Origin of the sequence: Desulfuromonas sp. KJ2020 (genome assembly GCF_024197615.1) — a bacterium.
Classification (GTDB): Bacteria; Desulfobacterota; Desulfuromonadia; order Desulfuromonadales; family SZUA-540; genus SZUA-540.
Map to the genome: position 1 here is coordinate 271,498 of NZ_JAKUKE010000001.1, position 24,633 is coordinate 296,130.

The window sequence follows — 24,633 nt, forward strand, 5'->3', positions numbered from 1 at the left end:
GGCCCGGCCTCATCGCCCCGCCATGAGTTGAATATAGAGAATAAATGCCAGCAGGATGACGGCCAGCCAGCAGGAGATGATATCGGTGCTTTTGGACGGCGGCGAAACCGCCATCTGTCGGGTCTCTTCACTGATAGCCGCAGGGGGAACCCGTTGCAACAGGGTGTGTACCAGAACCGGGAAGTTCGCGTAGGCGTTGGAAAGGATGATAAAATCTTCCTCCGTACTGATAGTCAGAAAAGCCCTTTTTTTGACCAACACCGTATCCACGGCCGTAATCTGTTCAATCGGGAGACGTTTCTGTCGGAAGAGCTTGTCCACCCGAACCTCTTCCGCCGAAACCCGAAAGCGTCGCACGGCGCTTTCGGCGAAAAATCCGGCCACGGGAAGAATGATAACGCCGAGTATCACCACCTTGGCCAGCGGCTCCCCCTTGATCAGGATCACGGCGAAGAGCAGCACCGAAAGGGCCAGCAGTATCCCCAGCGGGATGAGAAATGTACGTCGTATGACAAAGTTCTGTTGGGCAGTCACGGGATTCCTTCCCTGGCTAAATAAGTAAGGCGATGGTCATTATAGCCCAACAGGGAAGCGTTGCAATCCTGCCGGGCCTCTTCTGACTCGCCGCTCACACAACAAGCAAGACTCGGGCCATCTAGTCAAAGACCCCCTCCAGGGCTTCTTCTGCCGACCGGACTCCGATCAACTCCATCCCCACGGGTGATTCGAGGTTTTTCAGGTTGCCCTGGGGTAGAATGCAGCGATTAAAGCCAAGGCGGGCCGCCTCTTTGACCCGCAGTTCGGGTCGGGAAACGGCTCGCACCTCGCCGGCCAGGCCGACCTCACCGAACAGAATGGTCCGGGCCTGTACGGCCCGGTTGAGATGGCTCGAAGCCAGAGCCGCCATCACGCCGAGGTCCACGGCGGGTTCATCGAGCCGAACACCGCCGGCGACATTGAGAAAAATATCCTGGGAGAGGAGGGACAGCCCGACCTTTTTCTCCAGAACAGCGACCAAAAGAGACACCCGGTTATGGTCAATTCCCATGGCTGTGCGCCTGGGGGTGCCAAAGGAAGAGCCGGAAACCAGGGCCTGCAGTTCCACCAGGATGGGGCGGCTTCCTTCCAGCGAAGGCACCACCACGCTGCCGGGCGCATCCAGGGGGCGCTCGGCCAAAAAGAGCTCGGAAGGGTTGGTCACCTCGGCCAAACCGCTTTCCTTCATCTCGAAAACACCGATTTCGTTGGTGGAGCCATAGCGGTTTTTCACCGCCCGCATGATGCGATACGGGTGCCCGGGATCACCCTCGAAGTAGAGGACCGTGTCGACCATGTGTTCCAGCATGCGCGGACCGGCGATGGAGCCGTCCTTGGTGACGTGGCCAACGATGAAGGTGGGAATCCCCTGCCCCTTGGCCAGCTGCATGAGGCGCCCGGCACATTCGCGCACCTGACTGACGCTGCCGGGGGCCGACTCCAGCGCCTGGGTGAAGATGGTCTGAATTGAATCGACCACCAGAAAATCGGGCTTGAGCTCCTTGACCTGGGCGAAGATGGATTCGAGGGACGTTTCGGCCAGCAGATAGAGAGACGGGGCGGCGGCGCCCAGACGCTCCCCCCGCATTTTGACCTGACGGGCGGATTCTTCCGCCGTCACGTATAGGGCCTTGCCGCAGCGGGCCAGACGGTCAACGGCCTGCAACAAAAGAGTCGATTTGCCGATGCCGGGATCGCCGCCAATCAGAGTGAAAGAGCCCGGCACCACGCCGCCGCCGAGCACCCGGTCGAGTTCGGCGATGCCGCAGCACAGGCGATCTTCTTCGGTGCCCGACACTTCGGTGAAACGGACGGGCCGATTATCGGTCACCACTAGGGACTTGCCTTTGCCCGCCACCTCCACGACCTCTTCGGCCAGCGTGTTCCAGGCCTGGCAATCGGGACATTTTCCCAGCCACTTCGGGCTCTGATAACCGCACTGCTGACAGGTAAATAGCGTTTTTGTTTTCATGACGCCCCTTTCCGGAAGGTGCGATTCTAAGTCGAAGTTACGGCCGAGTCAATTGAATGGTCTAACAAGACCGCATTTGACATTGATCAGGTCGACGGCGGCCGCTATCATGGGGGGCCTGACCCGAAGTCACAGTTCGCTCACTCTATCTGGAATTCACCCTGCCATGGCCCCCACTCTGCCCTTTCTCGCCGCTTTTGCCGCCACCCTGGTCGCCATGGTGCTGTTTTCGACCGGCGGTCGACGGACGGCCCGCACTGCCCGGGACTTTTCGGTGGCGGGGCGGCAGGCCGGCCGCTGGAGCGTCGCCGGCGCCATCATGGGCACCCTGGTCGGAGGCGCCTCCACCATCGGCACGGTACAATTGGCCTTTCTCTACGGTCTCTCCGCCTGGTGGTTCACCCTGGGGGCAGGCCTGTCCTGCCTCTTTCTCGGGCTGTTCATGGCCGCTCCCTTGCGACAGGGGGAGGTGGAAACGATCCCCCAAGTCATCAGCCGCTTCTACGGCCCCCGCCCCCGCCTGGCCGCCAGCCTCTTTTCCGCGGCGGGCATGTTCGTGCACATTGTCGCCCAACTGCTGGCCTGTGGCGCCATTTTGACCAGTCTCTTCGGCCTCAGCCTCTTTCAGGGGGCGCTGCTGTCTGCTACTCTGGTCGCCCTCCTCTCCCTGCAGCAGGGGATGCTCGGCGCCGGCAAGATCGGCCTGGTCAAACTGCTGCTCCTCTATCTCACCATGGTCAGCGCCGGCCTTATGGCCTTCACTCTCAGCGGCGGCTGGCCGGGGCTTGCCCATTCATTTAGCCCCTTCCCCTGGTTCAGCCTCTTCGGCTACGGCCTCGGCGCCGGCCTCAACGATCTATTATCCATGCTGGTGGGCGTCATCTCCACCCAGACCTACCTGCAGGCCATCTTTTCGGCCCGCGACGAAAAAGCCGCGCGCCAGGGAGCGCTGTTGAGCGCCGTCCTCATCCCACCCCTGGGCCTCTTCGGTGTCGCCGTCGGCCTGTTCATGCGCCAGAGCCAGCCCGGCCTCGACAGCGCCCTGGCCCTGCCAACCTTTCTCTTCCAGCAGCTGCCGCCGGCCTTCGCCGGCATCGCCTTTGCCGCCCTGCTCATTGCCGCGCTCGGCACCGCGGCGGGACTGACCCTCGGGGTCGGTACGACCCTGCAGGTGGACGTCTTCTCTCGTTTCAGCTGGGCCAGAAAACACGAATTGACCGCCCTGCGCCTGACCACTCTGGCCGCTCTCCTCCTTGCCTTGCTGCTCCTCCTCGTCAACCTCGGCTCCACGATCATGGCCTGGAGCTTTCTCTCCATGGGCCTGCGCGGCGCCACCCTGTGCCTGCCCCTGCTGACCGCCCTCTTCCTGCGAGAGCACCTCTCACCCAGGGGCGGTGCTCTCGCCATCTACCTCGGCCCCACCGTCGTCCTGGTCGCCGGCCTCTTTCAGACCAGCATCCCCCCTCTTTACCTGGGGCTGGCGGCGGCCTTTTTTGCTCTGGCCCTTGGGCAACATCAAAACCGAAGAGAATCCTCGCCGTAAAAACACCTCTCTTCTTGCACTTTCCACGTAAAATCCGTAGAATACAAAGGCTACTCTGGAGGTCATCAATTGTCGGTTATCGAACTTAAATACGGCGAGCGCACCCTGACCTGCACCCTCCCCGAGGCCCAGGTTTTGCGCCCCCGCCACCTGACTCCGCCCCTGTCCGCCGAGGACCTGGTACGCCAGAGCCTCGCCGCACCTTTGGGCAGTCCCTGTCTGGCCGAGATCGTTCAACCCGGCGAGCGGGTCGTCATTGTCACCTCGGATATTACCCGCTATACCGGCAGCGAGGTCTACCTGCCCATCCTGGTAGATCATCTTAACGGCTGCGGCATTGCCGACAAGGACATAGAGATTCTGATCGCCCTCGGTATTCACCGTCCCCAAACAGAACAGGAACACCGCAAGATTCTTGGCCCCCTTTATAGGCGCATCTGCGTCAGCGATCACAACTGCGACAATCCTGCCGATCTCGTGACGCTGGGCCGTACGGCCGGCGGTATCCCCGTTACGGTCAACCGCAAAGTCACCGAAGCGGATCGGGTCATCGTCACCGGCACCGCTGGCTTCCACTACTTCGCTGGTTTCGGCGGCGGCCGCAAGGGGTTGGTCCCCGGCGTCGCCAGCCGCGAAACCTGCATGGCTACCCATTTCGCCGTTTTCAATCCCCCGGAAATAGGCGGCAAGCATCCCCACGCGGTAACGGGTGTCCTCGCAGGCAATCCCGTGCATGCCGCCCTGCTGGAAGCCGCCCGCATGATTGGCCCCGACTTCGTGCTCAACACAGTACTCTCCCCCCGCAAAGAGTTACTGGGCGTGACCTGCGGGGAACTGGACCAGGCTCACCTGGCCGCCTGCCGGCAGGTGCAGGAACTCTACGCTATCCCTCTGAAGGAGCCCTTCGATCTGGCCGTGGTCTCCTGCGGTGGCTACCCCAAAGACATCAACTTTATCCAGGCCCACAAGGCCCTCGATTATGGGGTTGGCGCCCTCAAGCCGGGGGGCACCCTCATTCTGCTCGCCGCCTGCGCGGATGGCTTCGGCAACGGCACCTTTTTCAACTGGTTCCGCTATCAGGATCTGCAGGAGTTCGAAAAGCAGTTGCGCCAGCACTACGAAATCAATGGACAGACGGCCTACGCCACCCTGCTCAAGGGTAGAAAATATCGGTTGATCCTGGTCAGCGAGCTCGGTGCCGAGGAAACCCGCCAGATGGGCATAGAAAAGGCCGCCGATCTTGACGAAGCCCTGCGGATGGCGTACAAGGGGCTGAGCAAAAACCCCAGGACAGTGGCCATCCCCGATGGCGGCAGCGTACTGCCCGTCCTCGCCTGAGCCGCTTTGCCCGCCGCCCCGGCGGCCCAGAAAAGGTATAAAAACATGCTCGAATCACGACTTGTAAAAATCTTGCAGGATATCGTCGGCAAAGAGAACGTCTCCACCCAAAAGGCCGATCTGATCTGCTATTCCTATGACGCCACCCAGCAGCAGTATCTGCCCGAGGCCGTGGTCTTTCCCGCTGATGCCCAGGAAATCAGCCTGGTTATGAAGATGGCCAACGCGGAGAAAATCCCCGTCTTTCCCCGGGGAGCCGGCAGTGGCTTTTCCGGCGGCAGCCTGCCCACCAAGGGCGGGATCGTCCTCTGCACCGAGCGACTCGACCGCATTCTTGAAATCGACGAGGAAAATCTCGTCGCCGTCGTGGAACCTGGCGTGGTGACCGAGCAGTTTCAACAGGCCGTCGAAAAGGTGGGGCTCTTCTATCCTCCCGACCCGGCCTCCCTCAAGTTCTCCACCCTGGGGGGCAACGTCGCCGAATGTGCCGGCGGACCACGCTGCGTCAAGTACGGCGTGACCAAGGATTACATCCTCGGCCTTGAAGTCGTCACCCCCACCGGCGACATCATCACCACGGGGGGACCGACCATGAAGGGCGTGGTCGGCTACGACCTGACCAAACTCATGTGCGGCTCGGAAGGAACGCTTGGCATCATCACCCGCATCGTCATCAAACTGCTGCCTCTGCCCGAAGCCAAAAAGACCATGCTGGTGCTCTTCGATTCCATCGACGGCGCCGCCCAGGCCGTCTCGGCCATCATCCGCGGCAAGATCATACCGACGACCCTTGAATTCATGGATGGCCGTACCATCGACTGCGTGCGCCAGGCCACCGGCCTGCAGGTACCCGAGAACGCCCGGGCCGTGCTCATCATCGAGGTCGATGGCGACCGCGAGTTTCTCGACAAACAGGTGACCCGCATCAGCGACATCATCCGCCCCCTGGGCGTAGTGGAAACGCGCATCGCCGCCACCCCCGAGGAGAGCGAGGCCCTGTGGCAGATCCGCCGCGCCGTTTCCCCGTCGCTGCGTAAGGTGAATCCCGACAAGTTCAACGAGGATATCTGCGTGCCACGCAGCAAGGTCCCGGAGATGATTCGCAAAGTCGATGCTATTTCAGAAAAATACCAGATCCCCATCGTCAACTTCGGTCACGCCGGTGATGGCAACATCCACGTCAACGTCATGATCGACAAGAAAGTGCCCGGTCAAATGGAAAAGGCCGAGAAGGCCATCGAAGAGGTCTTCCGCGGCGCCCTTGAACTCGGCGGCACCATGAGCGGCGAGCACGGAGTCGGCATCGCCAAGGCGGCCTATATCCCCCTCGAACTCAGCGAACAGACGTCCGCCACCATGAAAGCGGTCAAAAAGGCCCTTGACCCCAACAATATCCTCAATCCCGGCAAAATTTTTCTGGATTGAACCCAGGGTGAGCGGTGAAACCGCGCGGAGCACACCGTCCCCATTACCCCAGCACGCCATACTGGTTTTTTTATGAGCAAACTGAAGAAACTCGAAGATTTCAGAGAAGAGATAGAGCAATGCGTCAAATGCGGCGCCTGCCGCGCCCACTGTCCTGTGTTCGGTGCCGAAAAGCACGAAGGGCGTGTGGCCCGGGGCAAGGTGGCCCTGGCGCATTCCCTGCTGGAAGGACAGGTCGACCTGGAGGCCAAGGTCCTCGAGGACATGAGCCAGTGCCTGCTCTGTGGCAGCTGCTGCGCCCAATGCCCGAACAAGGTGCCTACGGATGACATTGTGGCCGCCGCCCGCCGCCGCATTGCCGAGGAGCGCGGCCTGAGCAGTTTCGGCAAGGGGGTCGCAGCCGTCCTGGGCCGCCCCAAACTCATGAACACGCTGGCCAAGACGGGCGGGGCGCTCTCTTCCCTGCTCTTCAAAAAGCTACCGGAAAACAGCGGCCTGCGCCTGCGCTTTCCCGCCCCGTATCTCGACCGGGACCGCACCTTGCCGCCTATCGCCGCCAAGCCCTTCCGGGAGCAGCACCCCGAAATTATCCCCGGCAAAGAAGGGGCGCCCACCGTGGCTTTTTTCACCGGCTGCGGCATCAATTACATGTATCCCCAGATCGGTGAAGTTTTCCTCAAGACCCTGAAGTTTCTTGGCGTGACCATCGTCATCCCCAAAGATCAGGCCTGCTGCGGCTTGCCCGCCGTCAGCGCCGGCGCTGGCGAGGTGGTCGAGCAACTGGCCGAGCAGAACCTGGCCGCCCTCAATCGCCATCCCGTCGATTACGTCGTCACAGCCTGCGCCACCTGCAACGCCGGTCTCGGCAAAATCTATGGCGAGATGGGAGGCGATTTCGAGAAACTGGCGGCCAAAACCAAGGACATTTTCGTCTTTCTGGTCGAGCAGGGTTTCCCCGAGAAGCTGGCCGCCCTGCCCAAAACGGCCCAGCGCACCCGGGTCACCTATCACGATCCCTGCCACCTGCGCACCCGCGGCATCACTAAGGAACCGCGCCTTATCCTCAAGGCCCTGCCCCAGGTTGATTTCGTTGAGATGACCGGGGCCGGGACCTGTTGCGGCCTGGGCGGCACCTATTCGGTCTATCACTACGACACCAGCAAAAAAATCGGCGCCAAAAAGGCGGCCAACATCGAGGCCAGCGGCGCCGAACGGGTCGCCACCGACTGCCCCGGCTGCATCATGCAGCTGCAGGACAGTCTCAACCATGCCGGACAGCATCAGAAGGCTGTCCATCTGCTGGAACTGGTCGATGAGGCTCTGAGCCTCTATCCCGACAGTCAGGGCTCCTGAGGAGGCCAGTTGCACTTTCCCTGGCAAAGGGCATAATTAGACAGTGATTTCAGACATTCCAACCTTATGTGAAGGAGATTTACCATGAAAAAACTGGCTTTCGTTCTTGTTCTGTTCGCCTTTGGTGCCACCGCAGCCCTCGCTGTCCCCCCGGGCAGAACCCTCGAGTTTGACAAGAGCCCGATGGGAAAAGTGATTTTTGACGGCAAACTGCATAACGATGCCGCCAAAAGCTGCGCCCAGTGCCACAACAAGGACACCTTTCCGGCCATGAAAAAAGGAACCGTGACCATCACCATGGACGAAATCTACGCCGGCAAACAGTGCGGCATCTGTCACAACGGCCAACTGGCCTTCGACGCTAAAGGCAACTGCGCCAGGTGTCACAAAAAATAAACTTTTCGACAGACCCACATCCCGGAGGCCCGGCAACGGGCCTCTTTTTTTGTTTCCGGCAAGCGGCTCTAAAGCCGGGCGCCCCTCTTACCTCAGTGCAGCAGACAGCCTGAGCGCACACAGCACCATGCAAGGAGTAACGTTATGAGCAAAGGCCTCGGCCTGATTTCCGGCGGTCTCGACAGCATTCTGGCCGCCATGGTCCTGAAACGGCAAGGCGTTGATGTCACGGGCATCGTTTTTGTCACTCCGTTTTTCGGTTCGGAAAAAGCTGAAAAAGCCGCCTCCCAGATCGGCATCCCCCTGTTGATCCGGGATATCGGCGACATCCACCTGGAGATGCTGAAAAATCCCAAATACGGCTACGGGCGCAACATGAACCCCTGCATCGACTGCCATGCCATGATGTTCCGACTGGCGGGGCGCATCATGAACGATGAAGGGTATGACTTCCTCTTTTCCGGTGAGGTGCTTGGGCAGCGCCCCATGAGCCAGAATCTCAGCGCTCTCAAAGCCGTGGCCAACTATTCGGACTTCCCTAATCGCATCCTGCGGCCGTTGAGCGCCAAACTGCTGCCCATCACCCCCATGGAAGAACAGGGGCTGGTTGATCGTGAACGCCTGCTGGATATTCAGGGACGCACCCGACGCCGACAGGAAGAACTGGCCCGCGAATGGAAACTGGTAGAATACCCCGGTTCGGGGGGGGGGTGTCTGCTGACGGAAAAATCCTTTGCCGGGCGCTTGAAAGACCTCTTCGCGTACAACCCGCAAGCCAGCGTCATCGACGTCGAATACCTCAAACTCGGGCGCCAGTACCGATTGTCGGACAGCGCCAAACTGACCCTCGGCCGGGACAAGGTCAGCAATGAGGCCTTGAAAAGCCTCCTTCGCCCGGAGGACATCCTCCTGCGCACGCTCAACTTTTCCGGCCCCCTTGGTGTCGTCACCGGCGACGCCTCTCCTGCCGATCTGACCACCGCCGCGGCCATTCTGGCGTCCTATGGCAAGGGTAAGGACGAACCGCGCCTGGAGGTGCTGCTGCGGCAGGGGGAGCAGAGCTGGACCGTCGAAGTGTCGCCTATGCCCCGGGAGCGGGTCGCCGATTACATTCTCTGATCCGCCAGCCCTTTCTTATCAGCTCAAAAAAAATCCCCCGGAATTGCTTCCGGGGGATTTTTTGGTTGTTCCAGTGCAGCTCAAAGAGCAGCGGTCAGTCGGGTAAGGAGCGGCCATTGCTGGCCGCCCCTCCCCTAAGAACGGAGCGTGCGAGTTTCCCCGCACTCCGCTCAAGCCTTTATAAGTCCGGTCAATGACCGAACCGGCTTCCTCACCCTTAAACCGGCAGCATGTAGCTGCGTATGGCAGGTGGGGTGCAGCAGTACCAAATTGGAGAGGTTGTCACTTCCCCCATCAATCCGCCGAACCAGATGGTGAATATCCCAATCTGTGTCTTTGGTGATGGGATGATGACAAACCAAGCATCGCTTGTCCTGCTCCGTCCAGAGTCCGTAGAGTTTCCGTCTAATCACATAGGAGTCTTTCCAGATCCGCTCGTGGCGTTTCTCAAAATAAATCTCCCACTCTGGGTCGTACGGATTCGCTTCAGACTGAACCTTAGTATGCCGCTTGATGGGCGTGTCGTTAGCATAGATGAGTGAAAAATGATCCCCATTTTTGCTGACACTCTGGAAAACCCAGTTCCGGGTACCCACTGTTTTAAAGTATTTTTCTTTAATCCAGCGCTTTTGGCGTTTTGAATGTCGCCGACGGCACCATTTCCACAGGAGTTTCCAAGTACGGTAATCGACATAATTGTAGGTCTCCTTGGCAACCACATGTCGATGATAATTAGCCCAACCCTTTAATATGGGATTGAGTCGTTTTATCAAAATATCCGTGGGTACCGTTGGATTCCGCTTAATCACGTTCCGCACCTTGGCCAAGAGCGCCCGCATATTACCCCGACTCGGCTTGATCAGCATTTTGCCATTGTATTTGCGGATATTTTGGCCAAGAAAGTCAAACCCTTCAGAAATATTCGTTATTACCGTCTTTTCTGCTGACAGTTGCAGACCGCGCTCCAGCATAAAGGCTTCGACAATCGGCTTGATTTCTGTTTCCAACAACTCTTTCGAGATGCCGGTAATGATGAAATCATCTGCATAACGCACATAGTTAACCTTGGTCTTGTAGCTCTTCTTGGTGTTCTTCTGCCCGAAATGTTCCTCAAGCACTCCTTCCAAACCATCAAGCGCAAGGTTAGACAATACCGGCGAGATAATACCTCCTTGCGGAGTACCGGCCTCTGTCGGATTGAAGCGGTTCGACTCCATGTAGCCCGCTTTCAGCCATTTCCTTAAAACCTGCTTGTCCATAGAAACATGTTCAAGCAACCAGTCGTGGCTGATGTTGTCGAAGCATCCCTTGATATCTCCCTCCAAAACCCACTCGGCCGAGTTCTTGCGACTGAGATTGACAAAACATTGCTCAATTGCGTCGGCCGTGGAACGCTGTGGACGGAAGCCATAGCTGTTCCGGTCAGCGGTTGTTTCCGAGACCGGTTCGAGGGCCAGCAGGTAAAGCGCCTGCATGGCTCTGTCTGACATCGTCGGGATTCCGAGCGGACGACGCTTGCCGTTCGACTTCGGAATATAAATCCGACGTAGCGGTTTGGGACGATATCCTGTCCGTTTCAACCGCTCGATGGCTTTCCATTTGGAGTTAGGGGTACTCCACAACTCCCCATCTATACCGGGCGTTCTTTTGCCCCGGTTTTCGGTAACTCGTCTGACAGCCAATGCCCTAGCTGCAAACGAGCGGACCAGAAGACGCTGTAGCTGTTTAACACGTCTCCATTGACCCTCTTTGGTCGCCTGCGCGATCCTGACCTGTAGCCCTCTCACCTTCCTTTGCACCCGATACCAATCGATGGCATGCCAGTGTTCCGGAAAATGGAAGGACGCAGGCCCCTGTTTTTCGGTGCTCATCTTGCTGTCCTCCTGTGTTGGAACACCTAGGGGACAAAAGACGCACCTCTCCCCCGAAGGGAAAATGTGTTTCTTTTTCCCTTCGGAGTTCTGATTGTGGACTGGGTTTATGCCCGTCCGTTTTTAGAGAGCTTTACACGTGTTCACACGCATAAAGACCCGCCGGAAGTCTGCACCCTTTCGGGTCGGAGCAATGGCTCCTATCCCGACCATTACAGTCAGGCATTCGCTTTCTCCGGCATCCTTTACCCGCACTCCCAACAGCTCGCCTCACGGCTCACCTGCCCAGTGGGCGGAAATACGGGCTTACCGAGTTCCAATCCTTGCACACGAATGGGTTAGGTTCTGCCTTTTCACCGGTGACAATTTTGCCGACGCCGCCCCAGATGGAAGAGGACGGTCCTGTCACATACCTTTTGGTTAGAGCCTATCAGCGACATTTGGCTCTGTGCGGTTGACGGTGTTTATCAGCAGTTCACATGTGTTAACCATACCATCCAGCCTAGTCCCTCAACGACCGTGTCGCTGGCAGTATCATTCTGTCATCTCACGATGATCAAAATCCGCAGATACGGGGGTACATTGTCAGGGAGCTTCGCACCTCACCGTTACCAGTGACGCACTACCCCTAGGCTACAGTTGGTCGGACAACTGGTCTCACTACCAAAAATATTTTTATTTTTTGGTCGAGACAATGCAAGGATTGGCTTACGCCGGCAGGCTTAGCAGCCGCTAGCATAATGATCCTGGATATCCCCGTTACTGCTTTATAAGAAGCAGCAACAGAAATTCCTTCTTTGAGAGGATGCCTTCGGGATGTTTTCCGAAAGACATTCATTGATTGATAGACGCGTTTGGTCAAAGAGCATTTTGGCCGTAGGAATCTATCACTTGTGAAGTGGTGGGCAGCTTGTCGTTTCGCGCAATTACCCAATCTTCTTGATGGCAGCAAGATTTTCTTGCAACCTTTGAAAGGGTTCTTCCGAGAGCTGATTAACTCTAGTTCAACCAGCACACTAAGCTACCCCTCTCATTGAGGGATATTGGACTATTATCCAATACCTGTGCATCTTGTATGTATAATCCCGTAGGGATGTATATATGCAAGACGAGTTTCCAGGTCCGGACAATAAGCCCGGACACCGGGATTTTATGCTAATTTTAAAGGTTTTTCAGGGCTTACGAAGAAGTCCTGCTGCGTAGCATTTGCGAGGGGGACAAAGCCCCCCTCGCTACTAGCGTGGTACCTTTTAGGCTAGCTACCTACGCGACTCTCGTCGCACTCACATCATGCCGCCCATGCCGCCCATGCCGCCCATGCCGCCGGGCATGGCGGGCATCGCTTCGTCCTTGGGCAGTTCGGCGATAACGGCCTCGGTGGTCAGCATCAGACCGGCCACGGAAGCGGCGTTCTGCAGGGCGCTGCGGGACACTTTGGTCGGATCGATGATGCCTTTTTCGATCATGTCGCCATAGACGTCGGCGGAAGCATCGAAACCGAAGGACCCCTTCTTGCTGAGTACCTTGTCAATGACGATGGAGCCTTCCATGCCGGCGTTGGCAGCGATCTGACGCAGAGGCTCTTCGAGAGCGCGCTTGACGATATTGACACCAAACTGTTCTTCGCCGGCCAGCTTGAGGGAGTTCAGACCGGCGATGCAGCGCAGCAGAGCGACACCGCCTCCGGGGACGATCCCTTCCTCAACAGCGGCGCGAGTGGCGTGCAGAGCGTCCTCAACGCGAGCCTTCTTCTCTTTCATCTCGGTCTCGGTAGCCGCACCGACCTTGACTACGGCGACGCCGCCGACGAGCTTGGCCAGCCGCTCCTGCAGCTTCTCGCGATCGTAGTCGCTGCTGGTCTCTTCCATCTGGGCGCGAATGGTCTTGACGCGAGCCTGGATGTCGGCTTCGGCACCGGCGCCGTCGATGATGGTGGTGTTGTCCTTGTCGATGACAATGCGCTTGGCGCGGCCGAGCATATCGAGAGTAGCGGTCTCCAGCTTGAAGCCGATGTCTTCGGAGATCACCTTGCCGCCGGTGAGGACAGCGATATCTTCAAGCATGGCCTTGCGGCGGTCACCGAAGCCGGGAGCCTTGACGGCAGCGACGTTCAGGGTGCCGCGCAGCTTGTTGACCACCAGAGTGGCCAGCGCTTCACCTTCCACGTCCTCGGCGATGATCATGAGGGGACGGCCCTGCTTGGCCACCGGCTCAAGAATGGGCAGCAGATCGCGCATATTGCTGATCTTCTTGTCGTGAATGAGGATCAGCGCGTCTTCGAGGACGGCTTCCATACGCTCGGCATCGGACACGAAATAGGGGGAGAGATAGCCGCGGTCGAACTGCATGCCCTCGACGGTCTCCAGAGTGGTCTCCATCGACTTGGCTTCCTCGACGGTGATAACCCCTTCCTTGCCGACTTTCTCCATGGCCTCGGCCAGGATGTCGCCGATGGTCTTGTCGCTGTTGGCGGAGATGGTGCCAACCTGGGCGATTTCCTTGTGATCCTTGATGGGCTTGGAGAGCTCTTTCAGCGAAGCAACGCAGACTTCAACCGCCTTGTCGATGCCGCGCTTGATTTCCATGGGATTGTGACCGGCGGTCACCAGCTTGACACCTTCGCGGTAAATGGCCTGGGCCAGTACGGTCGCGGTAGTGGTGCCGTCACCAGCAACATCGGAAGTCTTGGAAGCGACTTCCTTGACGAGCTGGGCGCCCATGTTTTCAAACTTATCGTCGAGTTCAATCTCCTTGGCGACGGTGACGCCGTCCTTGGTGATCAAAGGCGCGCCGAAAGACTTCTCGATGACCACGTTGCGACCCTTGGGGCCCAGGGTTACCTTGACGGCATCGGCCAGGGCGTTAACGCCCTTGAGAATTTTTGCACGGGCGTCCTGCCCGAATTTGATTTCCTTAGCTGCCATAATCTATATCCTCCTTGTCAGATTTGATATACGGATTACTTTTCAACGACGCCGAGAATGTCATCCTCGCGCATCATCAAAAATTCTTTGCCTTCAATCTTGATTTCGGTACCGGCGTACTTGCCGAACAGCACCTTGTCGCCCACCTTGACGTCCATGCCAAGCACCTTGCCGTCCTCGGTCACCTTGCCTTTGCCGGCGGCAACAACAACACCCTGCTGGGGCTTTTCTTTAGCGGAGTCGGGGATGATGAGCCCCCCGGCGGTCATGGTCTCTTCTTCCACTCTTTCCACAATGATACGGTCGTGCAGCGGTCTGATGTTCATGTTTCTGCTCCTTTCTTCTCACTCTAAAATGAAATCAGGGATAGACTCCCAAGGCCTTTCGCCAGCGCTGTTGTTAGCACTCATTCACAGGGAGTGCTAACAACAGCGCTAAATATAATCAGCTCAGATAGAATGTCAAGGGGTTTCTGGAGAAAATTCTCAACCGTCCAGTCCAGCCCCGCCATTTGCCTGAACCGGGGCGACCGTTGGCGCGAACGGCTTGACAGCGCCCCGGCGGATATGCTAATGAGTCGCCAGATTAACCGAACAATTCAAGGGCCTCCTGTGACTGGCGAAAGGTGGGATACCACCGGGGAGCAGGATATCAAGGCCCGGTCAGCCGTTCGCCTGGGCTCCCCATCATCACTGGAGCCAGGCGTTTTTTATTTTGTCCCTACGAGTAAGGAGACCTCGACGATGGGCAAGAAACTTTACATCCCCGGACCGGTAGAAGTCAGTCGCGACGTCATGGAGGCCATGTGCGCCCCCATGATCGGGCACCGTATGAAAGAATACGCTGTCCTGCATCAGCGGGTGACCCGGGCCCTCAAGACGCTTCTCAATACCAGCGATCCCGTCTTTCTCAGCACCTCCAGCGCCTTCGGGGTCATGGAAGGGGCTGTACGCAATCTGGTGCAGAAGCGCTGCGCGAACTTCGCCAATGGCGCCTTCAGCGCCAAATGGCACGACGTCACCCGCCGCTGCGGGCTCGAAGCCGATCTGTTCAGCGCCGAATGGGGGCAGCCCATCACGCCGGAAATGGTCGACAGCGCCCTGGCCAGCGGCAAGTACGACGCCATGACCGTCGTTCACAACGAGACCTCCACCGGCGTCATGTCTCCTCTGGCCGAGATCGCCGAAGTCATGAAGAAATATCCCGAGGTCTCCTTTATTGTCGACACCGTCTCCTCCATGAGCGCCGTCCCGCTCGACCTGGCCGCCCTGCAGACCGACGTCTGTCTGGCCGGCGTGCAGAAGGCTTTCGGCCTGCCGCCGGGGCTGGCCGTCTTCGCCGTATCGCGCCGGGCTCTCGACAAGGCGAAGACGACGCCCGATCGCGGCTACTACTTCGACTTCGAAGAGTTCGAGCAGAATGATCTCAAGGACAACACCCCCAGCACGCCCTGCATCAGCCTCATCTACGCCCTCGACCACCAGCTCGCCAAAATGATGGCGGAAGGGCTCGACAACCGTTACGCCCGCCACCGGCAGATGGCTGAGATGACCCGCCAGTGGATCCAGGCGCAGGGATTCGGTCTCTTCGCCGCCGAGGGCTACCGTTCCATGACCCTGACTGCCGGGCAAAACGACCAGCGCACCGATCTGGAAAAGTTGAAGAAGCTGGCCAGCGAGCGGGGCTACGCCATTGACAACGGCTACGGCAAAATCAAGAACAAGACCTTCCGCATTCCACACATGGCCGACTTCACCCCGGCCGATCTGGAGGAATTATTCACCCTGCTGGAGGAGCTTCTACCTGAGGCCCGAGGCTGAGAGTAGCCCGCGACATCACAACGCCCCTCAGGAATCGTCTTTCCTGCGGGGCGTTTTTTTCAAGGTCAGTTGCCACCGGAGCCGGTGAGACGGCCAGAAGGGTGTATAATTAAAAGTAAGAGATTCGCTGCCCTTCGTGCCAGGGAGGCCACTATGCGATACGCCAGCAGACCCACCCGCCCTCTGAAGCTTACGCGCGCCCTGACTCTACTGTTGAGTGTTCTGGCCGCCCTCACACTCAGCGGCTGCCTCAAACAGATTGACGGTACGGCGCAGACTCACAACGTATCCCTCGAAGCAAAACAACTGGAAACCTACGGTCTCGCCGTCATCACCCCCACCTCCGTCACCGGCCAGGAAGAAGACCGGCAGAGCGTGGCGCTGATCTTTGCCCTGGCTCTGGAGAAACACCGCCCCGACATCCCCCTGTCCACCCTGTCGGAAACCATCGGCCACATCAACCGCAATGGCATGGCCACGGAATACCGCAGCATGTTCGAAGAGTATCACTTTACCGGTATATTCAAGCAGGATGCGCTGATGAAGGTGGGTGAGATGACCGGACACCGTTATCTGGCCCAGCTCAAACTGGCCAATTTCTCCCAGAACAGCCAGAGCCGGCTCAGCTTCTTTGGTCTGCGCCTCTTCCAGACCAAGTCGGGCAACGTCCGCCTTTTTCTCTCCGTCTGGGACAGTTGGGATGGCAGCATCGTCTGGGAAGGAATGGACGAGGTGAATTTCGCCTATGACACCTTTCAGGAGAAACCCATCACCTTCCGGCAGGTCGTACGTGAGGCCTCAACCCGCCTGGTGAGTCGACTGCCCTGACTTTAGGCCGGCTCCAGTCCGGCAAACTTAAGCAGGAGCTTTTTGGGGCCCACCGTATTGAAATAGACGATGACCTTCTGGTTGTCGCCGCTCCCTTCCAGGCGCCGTACCGTGCCGACGCCAAATTTGACATGACGGACGCGAATGCCGATACGCAAGCCCTCTTCGGCCTCGGGAACGACACGTACTTCCTCTTCGAAGAAATCCTCATCCTCGTCGGCGAAGGGAGCCGGCTCCATCTGCTCGAAGATGGAAGCCAGGTTGTGCTGCGCCGGCTTTTTCAGGGACGGCGTCTCGCTGCCGGCCAGCAGCGAAGCGGGTATCTCTTCCAGAAAGCGGCTGGGGGGATTGAACTGAAAACTGCCGTAAACCCGGCGACGCCGGGCCTGGGTCAGATAGAGCTTCTCCATGGCCCGGGTCATCCCCACATAACAGAGACGGCGCTCCTCCTCGACGTCGCCGTCATCGGCCCCCACACGGGCATGGGGGAAGAGGCCCTCTTCCATGCCCGTCATGAAGACGATGGGAAACTCCAACCCTTTGGCAGCGTGCAGGGTCATGAGGGTGACGCGGTCGAGGCTGGGATCGTAGGAGTCGAGATCGGTGATGAGAGAAACCTGCTCCAGGTAATCCTGCAGAGTCCCTTCCGAGCCGTAATGTTCCTCCATGCCGGCCAGCAGCTGCTCCAGATTTTCCAGCCGGCCCCGCGCCTCTTCCGTGCGCTCGTCGCGCAGCATCGGCCCATAGCCACTGTCATCGATAAGCGCCGCCGTCAGGGCGGGATAAGGCATGTGCTCCAGGCGGGCACGGTAATCGTCCATGAGGGCCACGAACTCGCCGACCTTCTTGGCAGCGGCGCCCCGGATCGCACCATGATCCAAAGCCGCCAGGCAAGCGGGCAGAAAGCCGCCGGCCTCTTCTTCATACTGGCCGATCCGCTCCACGGTGGCGGCGCCGATGCCCCGCGTCGGCACGTTGATAATGCGCCGGGCCGAGACCGAGTCGGCCGGATTGACGAGTACCCGCAAATAGGCCAGGACGTCTTTAATCTCCATGCGGCTGTAGAATTTCAGGCCGCCGAACATGACGTAGGGCAGCCCCTGGCCGCGCAGGGCTTCTTCCAGAACACGGGACTGCACATTGGTGCGGTAGAAGACGGCGATGTCCCGCAGGGGACGGCCGGATTTCTTCAGGCGGGCGATTTCTCCGGCGACATAGCGGGCTTCTTCCAGGTCATCGGCCAGGGCCTCCAGGGTGATCTTCTCCCCCTCCGGATTTTCCGTCCACAGGGTCTTGCCTTTGCGGCCGAGATTGCGGGCGACCACATGACCGGCCGCCTCCAGGACGGTGGTAGTGGAACGGTAATTCTGCTCCAGGCGGATGACCTGGGTGCCGGGAAAGTCCCGGTCGAAACCGAGGATATTGCTGATCTCGGCCCCCCGCCAGGCATAAATGGACTGGTCGTCGTCACCAACCACGCACAGGTTGCCGTAGCCCGAAGCCAGCAGCTTCACCAGCCGGTACTGGACCTGATTGGTGTCCTGGAACTCATCCACCAGGATGTAGCGGAACCGGCGACGGTAGCGGTCGAGCACCTCGGGATGCTTCTCAAACAGGGCGATGGTGTAGAGGATGAGATCGCCGAAGTCCAGCGCGTTGGCCTGCTGCATCTTCCGCTGATAGAGGTCATAAACCCGGATCAGGGCCTCGTCGGGCGAATCCTGCCCCTCCAGCTCGGCCGGGAAAAGCCCCCGATTCTTGCACTGATCGATGAAGGTGGCGGCGGCGCGTTCCTTGGCCACCTTTTCGGGGACGTGCAGCTCCTTAAGGATGTCCTTGAGCAGGCGCAGCTGATCCTGATCATCGTAGATGGTGAAGTTGGTGGTAAACCCCAGGGCACCGATTTCACGCCGCAGGATGCGCACACAGGTAGCATGAAAGGTGGCGACCCAGGGAAGTTCCTCCTGCCCGAGCAGGCGCTCCAGACGCTCCTTCATTTCGGCAGCAGCCTTGTTGGTGAAGGTGACGGCGAGAATTTCCCAGGGGGCGACTTTCTGATGATGCAGTAGATAGGCGATACGATGAATGAGGGTGCGCGTCTTGCCCGAGCCGGCCCCGGCCAGGATGAGCAGAGGACCCTCGGTCTGTTCCACCGCCTGCCGCTGCGGCGCATTGAGCCCGGCCAGCAGATCAATCATCGGCGTCCTCCAGGGTACGGGTCATCAGGGCCCGATTGTAAGCGGCGACCATGTCCCGCCGGGAGATAATCCCCACCAGCCGGTTGCTCCCCTCCCGGTCCACCACCGGCAACTGCTCGATGTTGCGGTAGCCGATCTTGCGCATGGCCTGATCGAGATCCTCGTCTTCGGTGACGGTGATGACGTCGAGAGTCGCCAGCTCTTTCACCACAATCAGATCCCGCAGGTCGCGCTCGAAGACGACCCCCATGAAATCCTGTACGGAGATGATGCCCGTCAACTCCCCCGTGGCACTCACCAGAGGGAAATTGGTGTGTCGGGTGGTGGCCGTGAAATTGGCGAACTGCCCCAGGGTCATGTTTTCCGGAATCGACTCGGGCGAGCCGCTCATGACTTCGCGCACCTTGATCGACTTCATGATGTTGCGTTCCTTGCCCGCCTCCAGATTGATGCCGGCCCGCGACAGCTCCACCGTGTCCAGACTGTCCTTCTTGAAGTGGCGGCTGATGGCGGTGCCGATGACGCAGGAAAGCATAATGGGGATGATGACCTCGTAGGAGGACGTCATCTCAAAGAGCAGGAAGATGGCGGTCATGGGCGCATGGGTGGCTGCCGACAGAAAGGCTCCCATGCCGACCAGTGCGTAGGCGCCCGGCGATGCGGCCACCGACGGGAAGATGATCTGAGCCAGCTTGCCGAAAGCGCCGCCGGTGACGGCGCCGATATAGAGGGACGGGGCAAAGAGTCCGCCGGGCAAACCGCTTCCCAGGGTGATGGACGTGGCCAGCGCCTTCATCAGGATAAGCGCAGCCAACAGGTACCATAGCCCTTCGCCGTGCATGACCGCTTCCATGAATTCGTAGCCGTTGCCGAACACCGCCGGAAAAAAGACGCCAATGACGCCGACGAGCAGACCGCCGAAAATCGGCTTGGCCAGGGGGGGCAGACGCAGTTTGTCAAAGACTTCCTTGACGCGAAAATGCACATCGATAAAAGCGGCCGCCAGCACGCCGATGATCATGCCCAGCAGAACATAGAGGGCTATTTCCCAGGCGCTGCCCATGACATAGGGGGGCACGGCGAAGGCCGGTACGTTGCCGAGCAGGGCGCGGGAGACGACGGTACTCATGCCGCTGGCAATGACGATGGAGGTGAAGCTGGAGAGCTCGAACGAGGAAAGCAGAACGATTTCCTGGGCGAAAAAAACGCCGGCGATGGGGGCGTTGAAGGTGGCGGCCACGCCGCCTGACACCCCGCAGGCCACCAGCACTTTGAGACGGTCACCACTGACCTTGAAGGCCTGGCCGAACTGGCTGCCGATGGCCCCGCCGATCTGGGCGATGGGCCCTTCCTGTCCGGCCGAGCCGCCGGTGCCTATGGTGATGGCGCTGGCCAGTCCGCGGGTAAAAATAGTACGGCCGGGAATCTTGGCACCGCGCAGATTGACCTGCTCCAGAAAGGCGGGAAAACCGTAACGCATGTCCCGGGCAAAAAAGAGCCCGAAAGGAATCAGCAGCAGCCCGCCGATGACCGGAAAAAAGACCAGCAGCAACCGGCTCCAGCTCCACTCCGTCATCGAGATGCCCAACAGGGCACCACCATGCTCGAAGATCAGCCAGTGAAAAAAATCGATGGTCTTGCGGAAGGCGTAGTTGCCAAGCCCCGAGAGCAGGCCGATGACCACCGCCAGGGTGGCCATGAAGGTGTTCTCGCTGATGCGGAAGTGGCTGAGAAAAGCGGTGCTGCGGCGGCGCAGCCAGGCAAAGAGCCATCTCTTTCGAATACGCAAGATTCTTACTCCACGGTAACGCTTTTGGCCAGGTTGCGGGGCTGATCGACGTCCGTACCTTTTGAGACAGCCACATGGTAGGCCAGCAGCTGCAAAGGGACGGAGGTCAGGATGGGTAGGAGTTCATCGGCTATCTCCGGCACGGAAAGCACCACATCGGCCACCCCGGCAAGATCGGGTCCACCCGCCGTGCCGATGGCGATGATGCGTCCGGAACGGGCCCGGACCTCCTCCATATTGGAGACAACTTTTTCGAAAGTCTCATTATGGGGAGCAACGACCACCACCGGCAGATTCTCGTCGATGAGAGCGATGGGACCGTGCTTCATTTCGCCGGCAGGATAGCCTTCGGCATGGATATAGGAGATTTCCTTGAGTTTGAGAGCGCCTTCCAGGGCGACGGGATACTGGTTGCCCCGGCCGAGATAGAGGAAATCGCGGGCATTCATGAAATTCTGGGCGACCGCCTGCAGCTCCTTGTCCAATTCGAGGGTATCCTCGACTTTGCGCGGCAGCGTCGTCAAAGCGGCGAGGAGTGAACGGGCCGCTTCGGCACTCAGGGTTCCCAGGGCCCGTCCGAGCCGAATAGCCAGCAGGTTCAGCGCCACCAGCTGAGTGGTGAAAGCCTTGGTGGAAGCGACGCCGATCTCGGGGCCGGCGTGGGTGTAGATCACGCCGTCGCTCTCGCGAGCGATGGACGATTCGACCACATTGCAGACGGCCACGACTTTGCCGCCCTTGCCCTTGGCCTCCCGCAGGGCCGCCAGGGTGTCGGCCGTTTCCCCGCTCTGGCTGATGAGAATGGTCAGAATACGCTCGTTAACAATAGGATCGCGATAGCGGAACTCACTGGCAATGTCGACTTCCACCGGCAGTCGTGCCAGCTTTTCGATGAGAAACTTGCCCACCAGTCCCGCATGCCAGGAGGTGCCGCAGGCGACGATGGTCAGCTTGTCGATCTGCCGCAGCTCCTCATCGCCCAGCTGGAGGTCTTCGAGATAGACATCCCCCGCCTCGTCGCGCAAGCGGCCGGCCAGCGTATCGGCGATGGCCCGGGGCTGCTCGAAAATCTCCTTGAGCATGAAGTGCTTGTACCCCCCTTTTTCCGCCATCAGAGGGCTCCAGGTAATGGTCTTGACCGTCTTCTGCAGAACGTCGCCGGCCAGAGTCGTCACCTGCATGCGCCCGTCGGCGAAGACCGCCAGCTCCCCATCTTCCAGAAAGATCATCTCCCGGGTGTGGGAGAGCATGGCCGGGATGTCGGAGGCTACAAAAAACTCGCCCTGCCCCTGCCCCAGCACCAGCGGCGAGCCGAGCTTGGCGGCAATAAGCTTGCCGGGCTCCTGTTCGCACAGGATGGCGACGGCGTAGGCCCCGCGCACTTCGGCCAGCGCCCGCCGCACGGCGGTCTCGAAGTCGGCGCACTCGGCATAGTGCTGATGCACCAGGTGGGCAATGACCTCCGTGTCCGTTTCGGAGCTGAAGTTGTGCCCCTGGGCGCGCAGCCTCTCTTTCAGGGGGAGGTAATTTTCGATGATCCCGTTATGAACGACGACGATGCCGCCGGCATAGTGTGGGTGCGCGTTGATTTCCGAGGGGCGCCCATGGGTGGCCCAGCGGGTATGGCCAATGCCGCAGGAGCCGGTCAGGGGGCGTTCCTGCAGGATCTTTTCGAGATTCACCAGCTTGCCGCGGGCGCGACGGATCTCTATGGTGCCGCCGTCCAGGGTGGCGATGCCGGCCGAATCATACCCGCGATATTCAAGGCGGCGCAGGCCGTCGAGGATAATGGGCGTGGCTTCCTGAAAACCGATGTAACCAACAATTCCACACATGCGTCGTCAACTCCGGGTAAGGGTAAAGAGGGAAGTGAGGCAAGGGGATACCCCTCACGCTTCACGCCTCACGATTTACTTTCTTTCTTGCGCTTTCGCAGCACCCAGCCCTCAATCACCTTTTGCTCGCTCCGCGACAGCGCCAAGGCATCGGCGGGGACGTCCTTGGTAATGGTCGAGCCGGCCCCGATGAGGCTGTTGCGCCCGATGCGTACCGGGGCCACGAACTGGGTGTCGCTGCCAACAAAAACGCCGTCCTCAATGATGGTCTTGTGCTTGTTGACACCGTCATAGTTGCAGGTAATGGTGCCGCAGCCAATGTTGACCTCGGCGCCGACCTCGGCGTCGCCGATATAGGTCAGATGGCTGGCCTTGGACCCCAGGCCGATGACGGCCTTCTTGGTTTCGACGAAGTTGCCGATCTTGTTCCGGCCGGCCAGCTCCGTCCCAGGCCGCAGATGGGCCATGGGACCAATATCGGTACCATCCCCCACGCGGGAGTCCTGCAGGACCGAGCCCGCCTTGACATGGACGCCATCCCCGAGAGTGCAATCGGCGATGATTACGCCCGGCTCCAGAATGCAGTCGCGCCCGATGCGGTTGGCGCCGCGCAGATGCACCCCGGGATAGACCACCGTATCCGGCCCGATCTCGGTGCGGGCATCGACGTAGGTGGCCGCCGGGTCGATGAAGCTCACGCCGGCGCGCATCAGTTTTTCATTGAGGCGCTGACGCATGAGCGCATCGGCTGCCGCCAGCTGCACCCGGTCGTTGATACCCAGGGTTTCGGTCGCACCCGCCACCGGCAGCGCGCTCACGGTCAGCCCCTGCTGACGGGCGACCGCGATGATGTCCGTCAGGTAGTATTCCCCCTGAGCGTTGTCCCGACCGACCGTGCGCAGCGCCTCGAACGCCCAGGGGATTTCCATGGCATAGATGCCCGTATTGATTTCGTGAATGGCTTTTTCTCTGGCAGTGGCATCCTTCTCCTCGACGATGCGCAGCACCTGCTCTCCCTCCCGCACGATGCGTCCGTAGCCGTGGGGTTCGTCCAGATTGGCCGTAAGCACGGTAACCGCCGCCTGCTGGGCATGGTGCCAGGAAAGAAGCTGTTCGAGAGTCTCCGCCCGCAGAAGGGGAACATCGCCGCAAAGCAAAAGCAAGGTCCCCTCGAAATCGCCCAGGGCCTCGCGGGCGCAGAGCAGGGCGTGTCCGGTCCCCAGCTGTTCCTCCTGGCGGGCGAACACAACCTCCCAGCCGGCCAGTTCCGCCTGGACCTGCTCAGCGCCATGGCCTACAACCAGCACGGTCGGTCGACAGCCAAGACCTGCCGCCAGATTGACGGGATAGCAGACCATGGGCTGCCCGGCAACAGGATGCAGCACCTTGGGTTTATTCGATTTCATGCGGGTTCCCTGACCCGCTGCCAAAATGACCGCCGCGACGTTTTTTTCCATGGGGACAGCCCCTTTCCGATGGAGTCTTTTAAAACGGTCATTATTATGCAAAGGTGCGGGGCAGTCAAGGAATTAGCCCTATAAAACAAGGGCGTTGGCAACATACACCTTTGCAAAGCGTCAAGGGATTGAGTATAGTAAGTTTTTCAAGGAAAGGCTGCCATGCAAGAAAGAAACGCCATCTCTGTGGCCCTGGTCGAAATGGAGCAGGATCTCAAGGATCTCCAGATCCGCTACGAACAGTATTTTGGCGGGGTCGAGAAGCGCGAACCCATCCGGGAGCGGGAGGAACTTTCGCGCCGGCTGCGTCTTCTCAGCAACCGGCGCATCATCCAGACCGATCTGCGCTTCCGCCACCAGTCCCTGCTGGCCCGCTTCCACAGCTACGCCAGTCATTGGGACCGCATTCTGCGCCTCATCGACGAAGGCAAGTACGAGCGACATCTGGCCAAGCTCAAGCGCCCCCAACCCGAGGGAGAACCCCGCGCACGGCAAGAGGGCGAATCACCGCCGGACGCGACCGTCGACCGACTCTACCAGGATCTGGTGACGGCTCGTCAGGCCTGCAACCTGGCCGGCACCGCCCCCGACCGGCAGCAGGTGGCCGAGTTTTTATCCCGTCAGCGGGAAAAAATCCGTGAAAAATTCGGTGACAGGGAAGTCGATTTCGTCGTCGTCACGGAAGATGGCAAACCCAAGATTAAAGTCCGAGCCAAGAAATAGGTGACT

18 protein-coding genes and 1 riboswitch are annotated in these 24,633 nt (G+C 59.4%); of the genes, 9 read left to right on the plus strand and 9 right to left on the minus strand.

Going from position 1 to position 24,633, the window contains the following annotated elements; translation table 11 throughout:
• Nucleotides 1-9 precede the first annotated feature (9 nt).
• Together MJO47_RS01270 and radA are read right to left on the minus strand one after the other, a co-directional pair.
• Nucleotides 10-534 (minus strand): hypothetical protein, encoded by a 525-nt coding sequence (locus tag MJO47_RS01270; protein WP_253959309.1) that lies wholly within the window; start codon nt 532-534, stop codon nt 10-12.
• A gap of 121 nt (nt 535-655) precedes the next feature.
• On the minus strand, nt 656-2,008 hold the full coding sequence (radA, locus tag MJO47_RS01275) for a DNA repair protein RadA (protein WP_253959310.1): 1,353 nt from the start codon (nt 2,006-2,008) through the stop codon (nt 656-658).
• Nucleotides 2,009-2,174: 166 nt separating this feature from the next.
• On the opposite strand from radA, the gene MJO47_RS01280 reads away from it, so the two are divergent.
• The 6 genes from MJO47_RS01280 to MJO47_RS01305 all read left to right on the plus strand — a co-directional run bounded on the left by MJO47_RS01280 (nt 2,175) and on the right by MJO47_RS01305 (nt 9,182).
• A complete protein-coding gene (locus MJO47_RS01280) occupies nt 2,175-3,551 on the plus strand; it encodes a sodium:solute symporter (protein WP_253959311.1) in 1,377 nt (458 codons plus the stop codon).
• Between the two features lie 69 nt (nt 3,552-3,620).
• Nucleotides 3,621-4,889, plus strand: a complete 1,269-nt coding sequence (larA, locus tag MJO47_RS01285) for a nickel-dependent lactate racemase (RefSeq protein ID WP_253959312.1) — start codon at nt 3,621-3,623, stop codon at nt 4,887-4,889.
• Between the two features lie 45 nt (nt 4,890-4,934).
• The gene (locus MJO47_RS01290) at nt 4,935-6,314 is read left to right on the plus strand and encodes an FAD-binding oxidoreductase (RefSeq protein WP_253959313.1); all 1,380 of its coding nucleotides are present in this window, start codon (nt 4,935-4,937) and stop codon (nt 6,312-6,314) included.
• Between the two features lie 72 nt (nt 6,315-6,386).
• On the plus strand, nt 6,387-7,667 hold the full coding sequence (locus MJO47_RS01295) for a (Fe-S)-binding protein (RefSeq protein ID WP_253959314.1): 1,281 nt from the start codon (nt 6,387-6,389) through the stop codon (nt 7,665-7,667).
• Between the two features lie 84 nt (nt 7,668-7,751).
• Nucleotides 7,752-8,063: a cytochrome c3 family protein gene (locus tag MJO47_RS01300; protein WP_253959315.1), complete on the plus strand. Its 312-nt coding sequence runs from the start codon at nt 7,752-7,754 to the stop codon at nt 8,061-8,063.
• Nucleotides 8,064-8,207: 144 nt separating this feature from the next.
• A complete protein-coding gene (locus tag MJO47_RS01305; RefSeq protein WP_253959316.1) occupies nt 8,208-9,182 on the plus strand; it encodes a thiamine biosynthesis protein in 975 nt (324 codons plus the stop codon).
• 170 nt (nt 9,183-9,352) lie between these two features.
• Here the strand turns inward: MJO47_RS01305 and ltrA are convergent, their stop codons facing one another.
• The 3 genes from ltrA to groES all read right to left on the minus strand — a co-directional run bounded on the left by ltrA (nt 9,353) and on the right by groES (nt 14,303).
• Nucleotides 9,353-11,053 carry a group II intron reverse transcriptase/maturase gene (gene ltrA, locus MJO47_RS01310; RefSeq protein ID WP_253959317.1) on the minus strand — a complete coding sequence of 567 codons (1,701 nt, stop codon included), beginning with the start codon at nt 11,051-11,053 and terminating at the stop codon, nt 9,353-9,355.
• Between the two features lie 1,283 nt (nt 11,054-12,336).
• The gene (gene groL / locus MJO47_RS01315; RefSeq protein ID WP_253959318.1) at nt 12,337-13,977 is read right to left on the minus strand and encodes a chaperonin GroEL; all 1,641 of its coding nucleotides are present in this window, start codon (nt 13,975-13,977) and stop codon (nt 12,337-12,339) included.
• A 35-nt stretch (nt 13,978-14,012) separates the two neighbouring features.
• Nucleotides 14,013-14,303, minus strand: coding sequence for a co-chaperone GroES (gene groES, locus MJO47_RS01320; protein WP_253959319.1), 291 nt, complete (start codon nt 14,301-14,303; stop codon nt 14,013-14,015).
• 275 nt (nt 14,304-14,578) lie between these two features.
• A riboswitch (ZMP/ZTP riboswitch) is annotated at nt 14,579-14,664 on the plus strand.
• A 56-nt stretch (nt 14,665-14,720) separates the two neighbouring features.
• Between groES and MJO47_RS01325 the strand changes: the two genes are divergently transcribed.
• Nucleotides 14,721-15,797: an alanine--glyoxylate aminotransferase family protein gene (locus MJO47_RS01325; RefSeq protein ID WP_253959320.1), complete on the plus strand. Its 1,077-nt coding sequence runs from the start codon at nt 14,721-14,723 to the stop codon at nt 15,795-15,797.
• 153 nt (nt 15,798-15,950) lie between these two features.
• A complete protein-coding gene (locus MJO47_RS01330; RefSeq protein WP_253959321.1) occupies nt 15,951-16,625 on the plus strand; it encodes a hypothetical protein in 675 nt (224 codons plus the stop codon).
• Between the two features lie 2 nt (nt 16,626-16,627).
• Here MJO47_RS01330 and MJO47_RS01335 read toward each other — a convergent pair whose 3' ends face one another.
• From MJO47_RS01335 to glmU, 4 genes are all read right to left on the minus strand, one after another.
• Nucleotides 16,628-18,823, minus strand: a complete 2,196-nt coding sequence (locus MJO47_RS01335) for an ATP-dependent helicase (protein ID WP_253959322.1) — start codon at nt 18,821-18,823, stop codon at nt 16,628-16,630.
• Complete coding sequence (locus MJO47_RS01340) at nt 18,816-20,612, minus strand: chloride channel protein (protein ID WP_253959323.1); 1,797 nt, start codon at nt 20,610-20,612, stop codon at nt 18,816-18,818. Before MJO47_RS01340 ends, MJO47_RS01335 begins: the two co-directional genes overlap by 8 nt.
• 5 nt (nt 20,613-20,617) lie before the next feature.
• Nucleotides 20,618-22,447, minus strand: a complete 1,830-nt coding sequence (gene glmS / locus MJO47_RS01345; RefSeq protein ID WP_253959324.1) for a glutamine--fructose-6-phosphate transaminase (isomerizing) — start codon at nt 22,445-22,447, stop codon at nt 20,618-20,620.
• Between the two features lie 68 nt (nt 22,448-22,515).
• Complete coding sequence (gene glmU / locus MJO47_RS01350; protein WP_253959325.1) at nt 22,516-23,904, minus strand: bifunctional UDP-N-acetylglucosamine diphosphorylase/glucosamine-1-phosphate N-acetyltransferase GlmU; 1,389 nt, start codon at nt 23,902-23,904, stop codon at nt 22,516-22,518.
• Between the two features lie 162 nt (nt 23,905-24,066).
• On the opposite strand from glmU, the gene MJO47_RS01355 reads away from it, so the two are divergent.
• Nucleotides 24,067-24,627 carry an MXAN_5187 C-terminal domain-containing protein gene (locus MJO47_RS01355; protein ID WP_253959326.1) on the plus strand — a complete coding sequence of 187 codons (561 nt, stop codon included), beginning with the start codon at nt 24,067-24,069 and terminating at the stop codon, nt 24,625-24,627.
• Nucleotides 24,628-24,633: the final 6 nt, after the last annotated feature.

What these genes read in the sequence shown, in the direction of transcription:
- radA (WP_253959310.1), bottom strand. Translation starts at nt 2,008, where the DNA reads ATGAAAACAAAAACGCTATTTACCTGTCAGCAGTGCGGTTATCAGAGC.
- MJO47_RS01280 (WP_253959311.1), top strand. Translation starts at nt 2,175, where the DNA reads ATGGCCCCCACTCTGCCCTTTCTCGCCGCTTTTGCCGCCACCCTGGTC.
- MJO47_RS01290 (WP_253959313.1), top strand. Translation starts at nt 4,935, where the DNA reads ATGCTCGAATCACGACTTGTAAAAATCTTGCAGGATATCGTCGGCAAA.
- MJO47_RS01295 (WP_253959314.1), top strand. Translation starts at nt 6,387, where the DNA reads ATGAGCAAACTGAAGAAACTCGAAGATTTCAGAGAAGAGATAGAGCAA.
- MJO47_RS01300 (WP_253959315.1), top strand. Translation starts at nt 7,752, where the DNA reads ATGAAAAAACTGGCTTTCGTTCTTGTTCTGTTCGCCTTTGGTGCCACC.
- MJO47_RS01305 (WP_253959316.1), top strand. Translation starts at nt 8,208, where the DNA reads ATGAGCAAAGGCCTCGGCCTGATTTCCGGCGGTCTCGACAGCATTCTG.
- ltrA (WP_253959317.1), bottom strand. Translation starts at nt 11,053, where the DNA reads ATGAGCACCGAAAAACAGGGGCCTGCGTCCTTCCATTTTCCGGAACAC.
- groL (WP_253959318.1), bottom strand. Translation starts at nt 13,977, where the DNA reads ATGGCAGCTAAGGAAATCAAATTCGGGCAGGACGCCCGTGCAAAAATT.
- groES (WP_253959319.1), bottom strand. Translation starts at nt 14,303, where the DNA reads ATGAACATCAGACCGCTGCACGACCGTATCATTGTGGAAAGAGTGGAA.
- MJO47_RS01325 (WP_253959320.1), top strand. Translation starts at nt 14,721, where the DNA reads ATGGGCAAGAAACTTTACATCCCCGGACCGGTAGAAGTCAGTCGCGAC.
- MJO47_RS01330 (WP_253959321.1), top strand. Translation starts at nt 15,951, where the DNA reads ATGCGATACGCCAGCAGACCCACCCGCCCTCTGAAGCTTACGCGCGCC.
- MJO47_RS01335 (WP_253959322.1), bottom strand. Translation starts at nt 18,823, where the DNA reads ATGATTGATCTGCTGGCCGGGCTCAATGCGCCGCAGCGGCAGGCGGTG.
- glmS (WP_253959324.1), bottom strand. Translation starts at nt 22,447, where the DNA reads ATGTGTGGAATTGTTGGTTACATCGGTTTTCAGGAAGCCACGCCCATT.
- glmU (WP_253959325.1), bottom strand. Translation starts at nt 23,904, where the DNA reads ATGGAAAAAAACGTCGCGGCGGTCATTTTGGCAGCGGGTCAGGGAACC.
- MJO47_RS01355 (WP_253959326.1), top strand. Translation starts at nt 24,067, where the DNA reads ATGCAAGAAAGAAACGCCATCTCTGTGGCCCTGGTCGAAATGGAGCAG.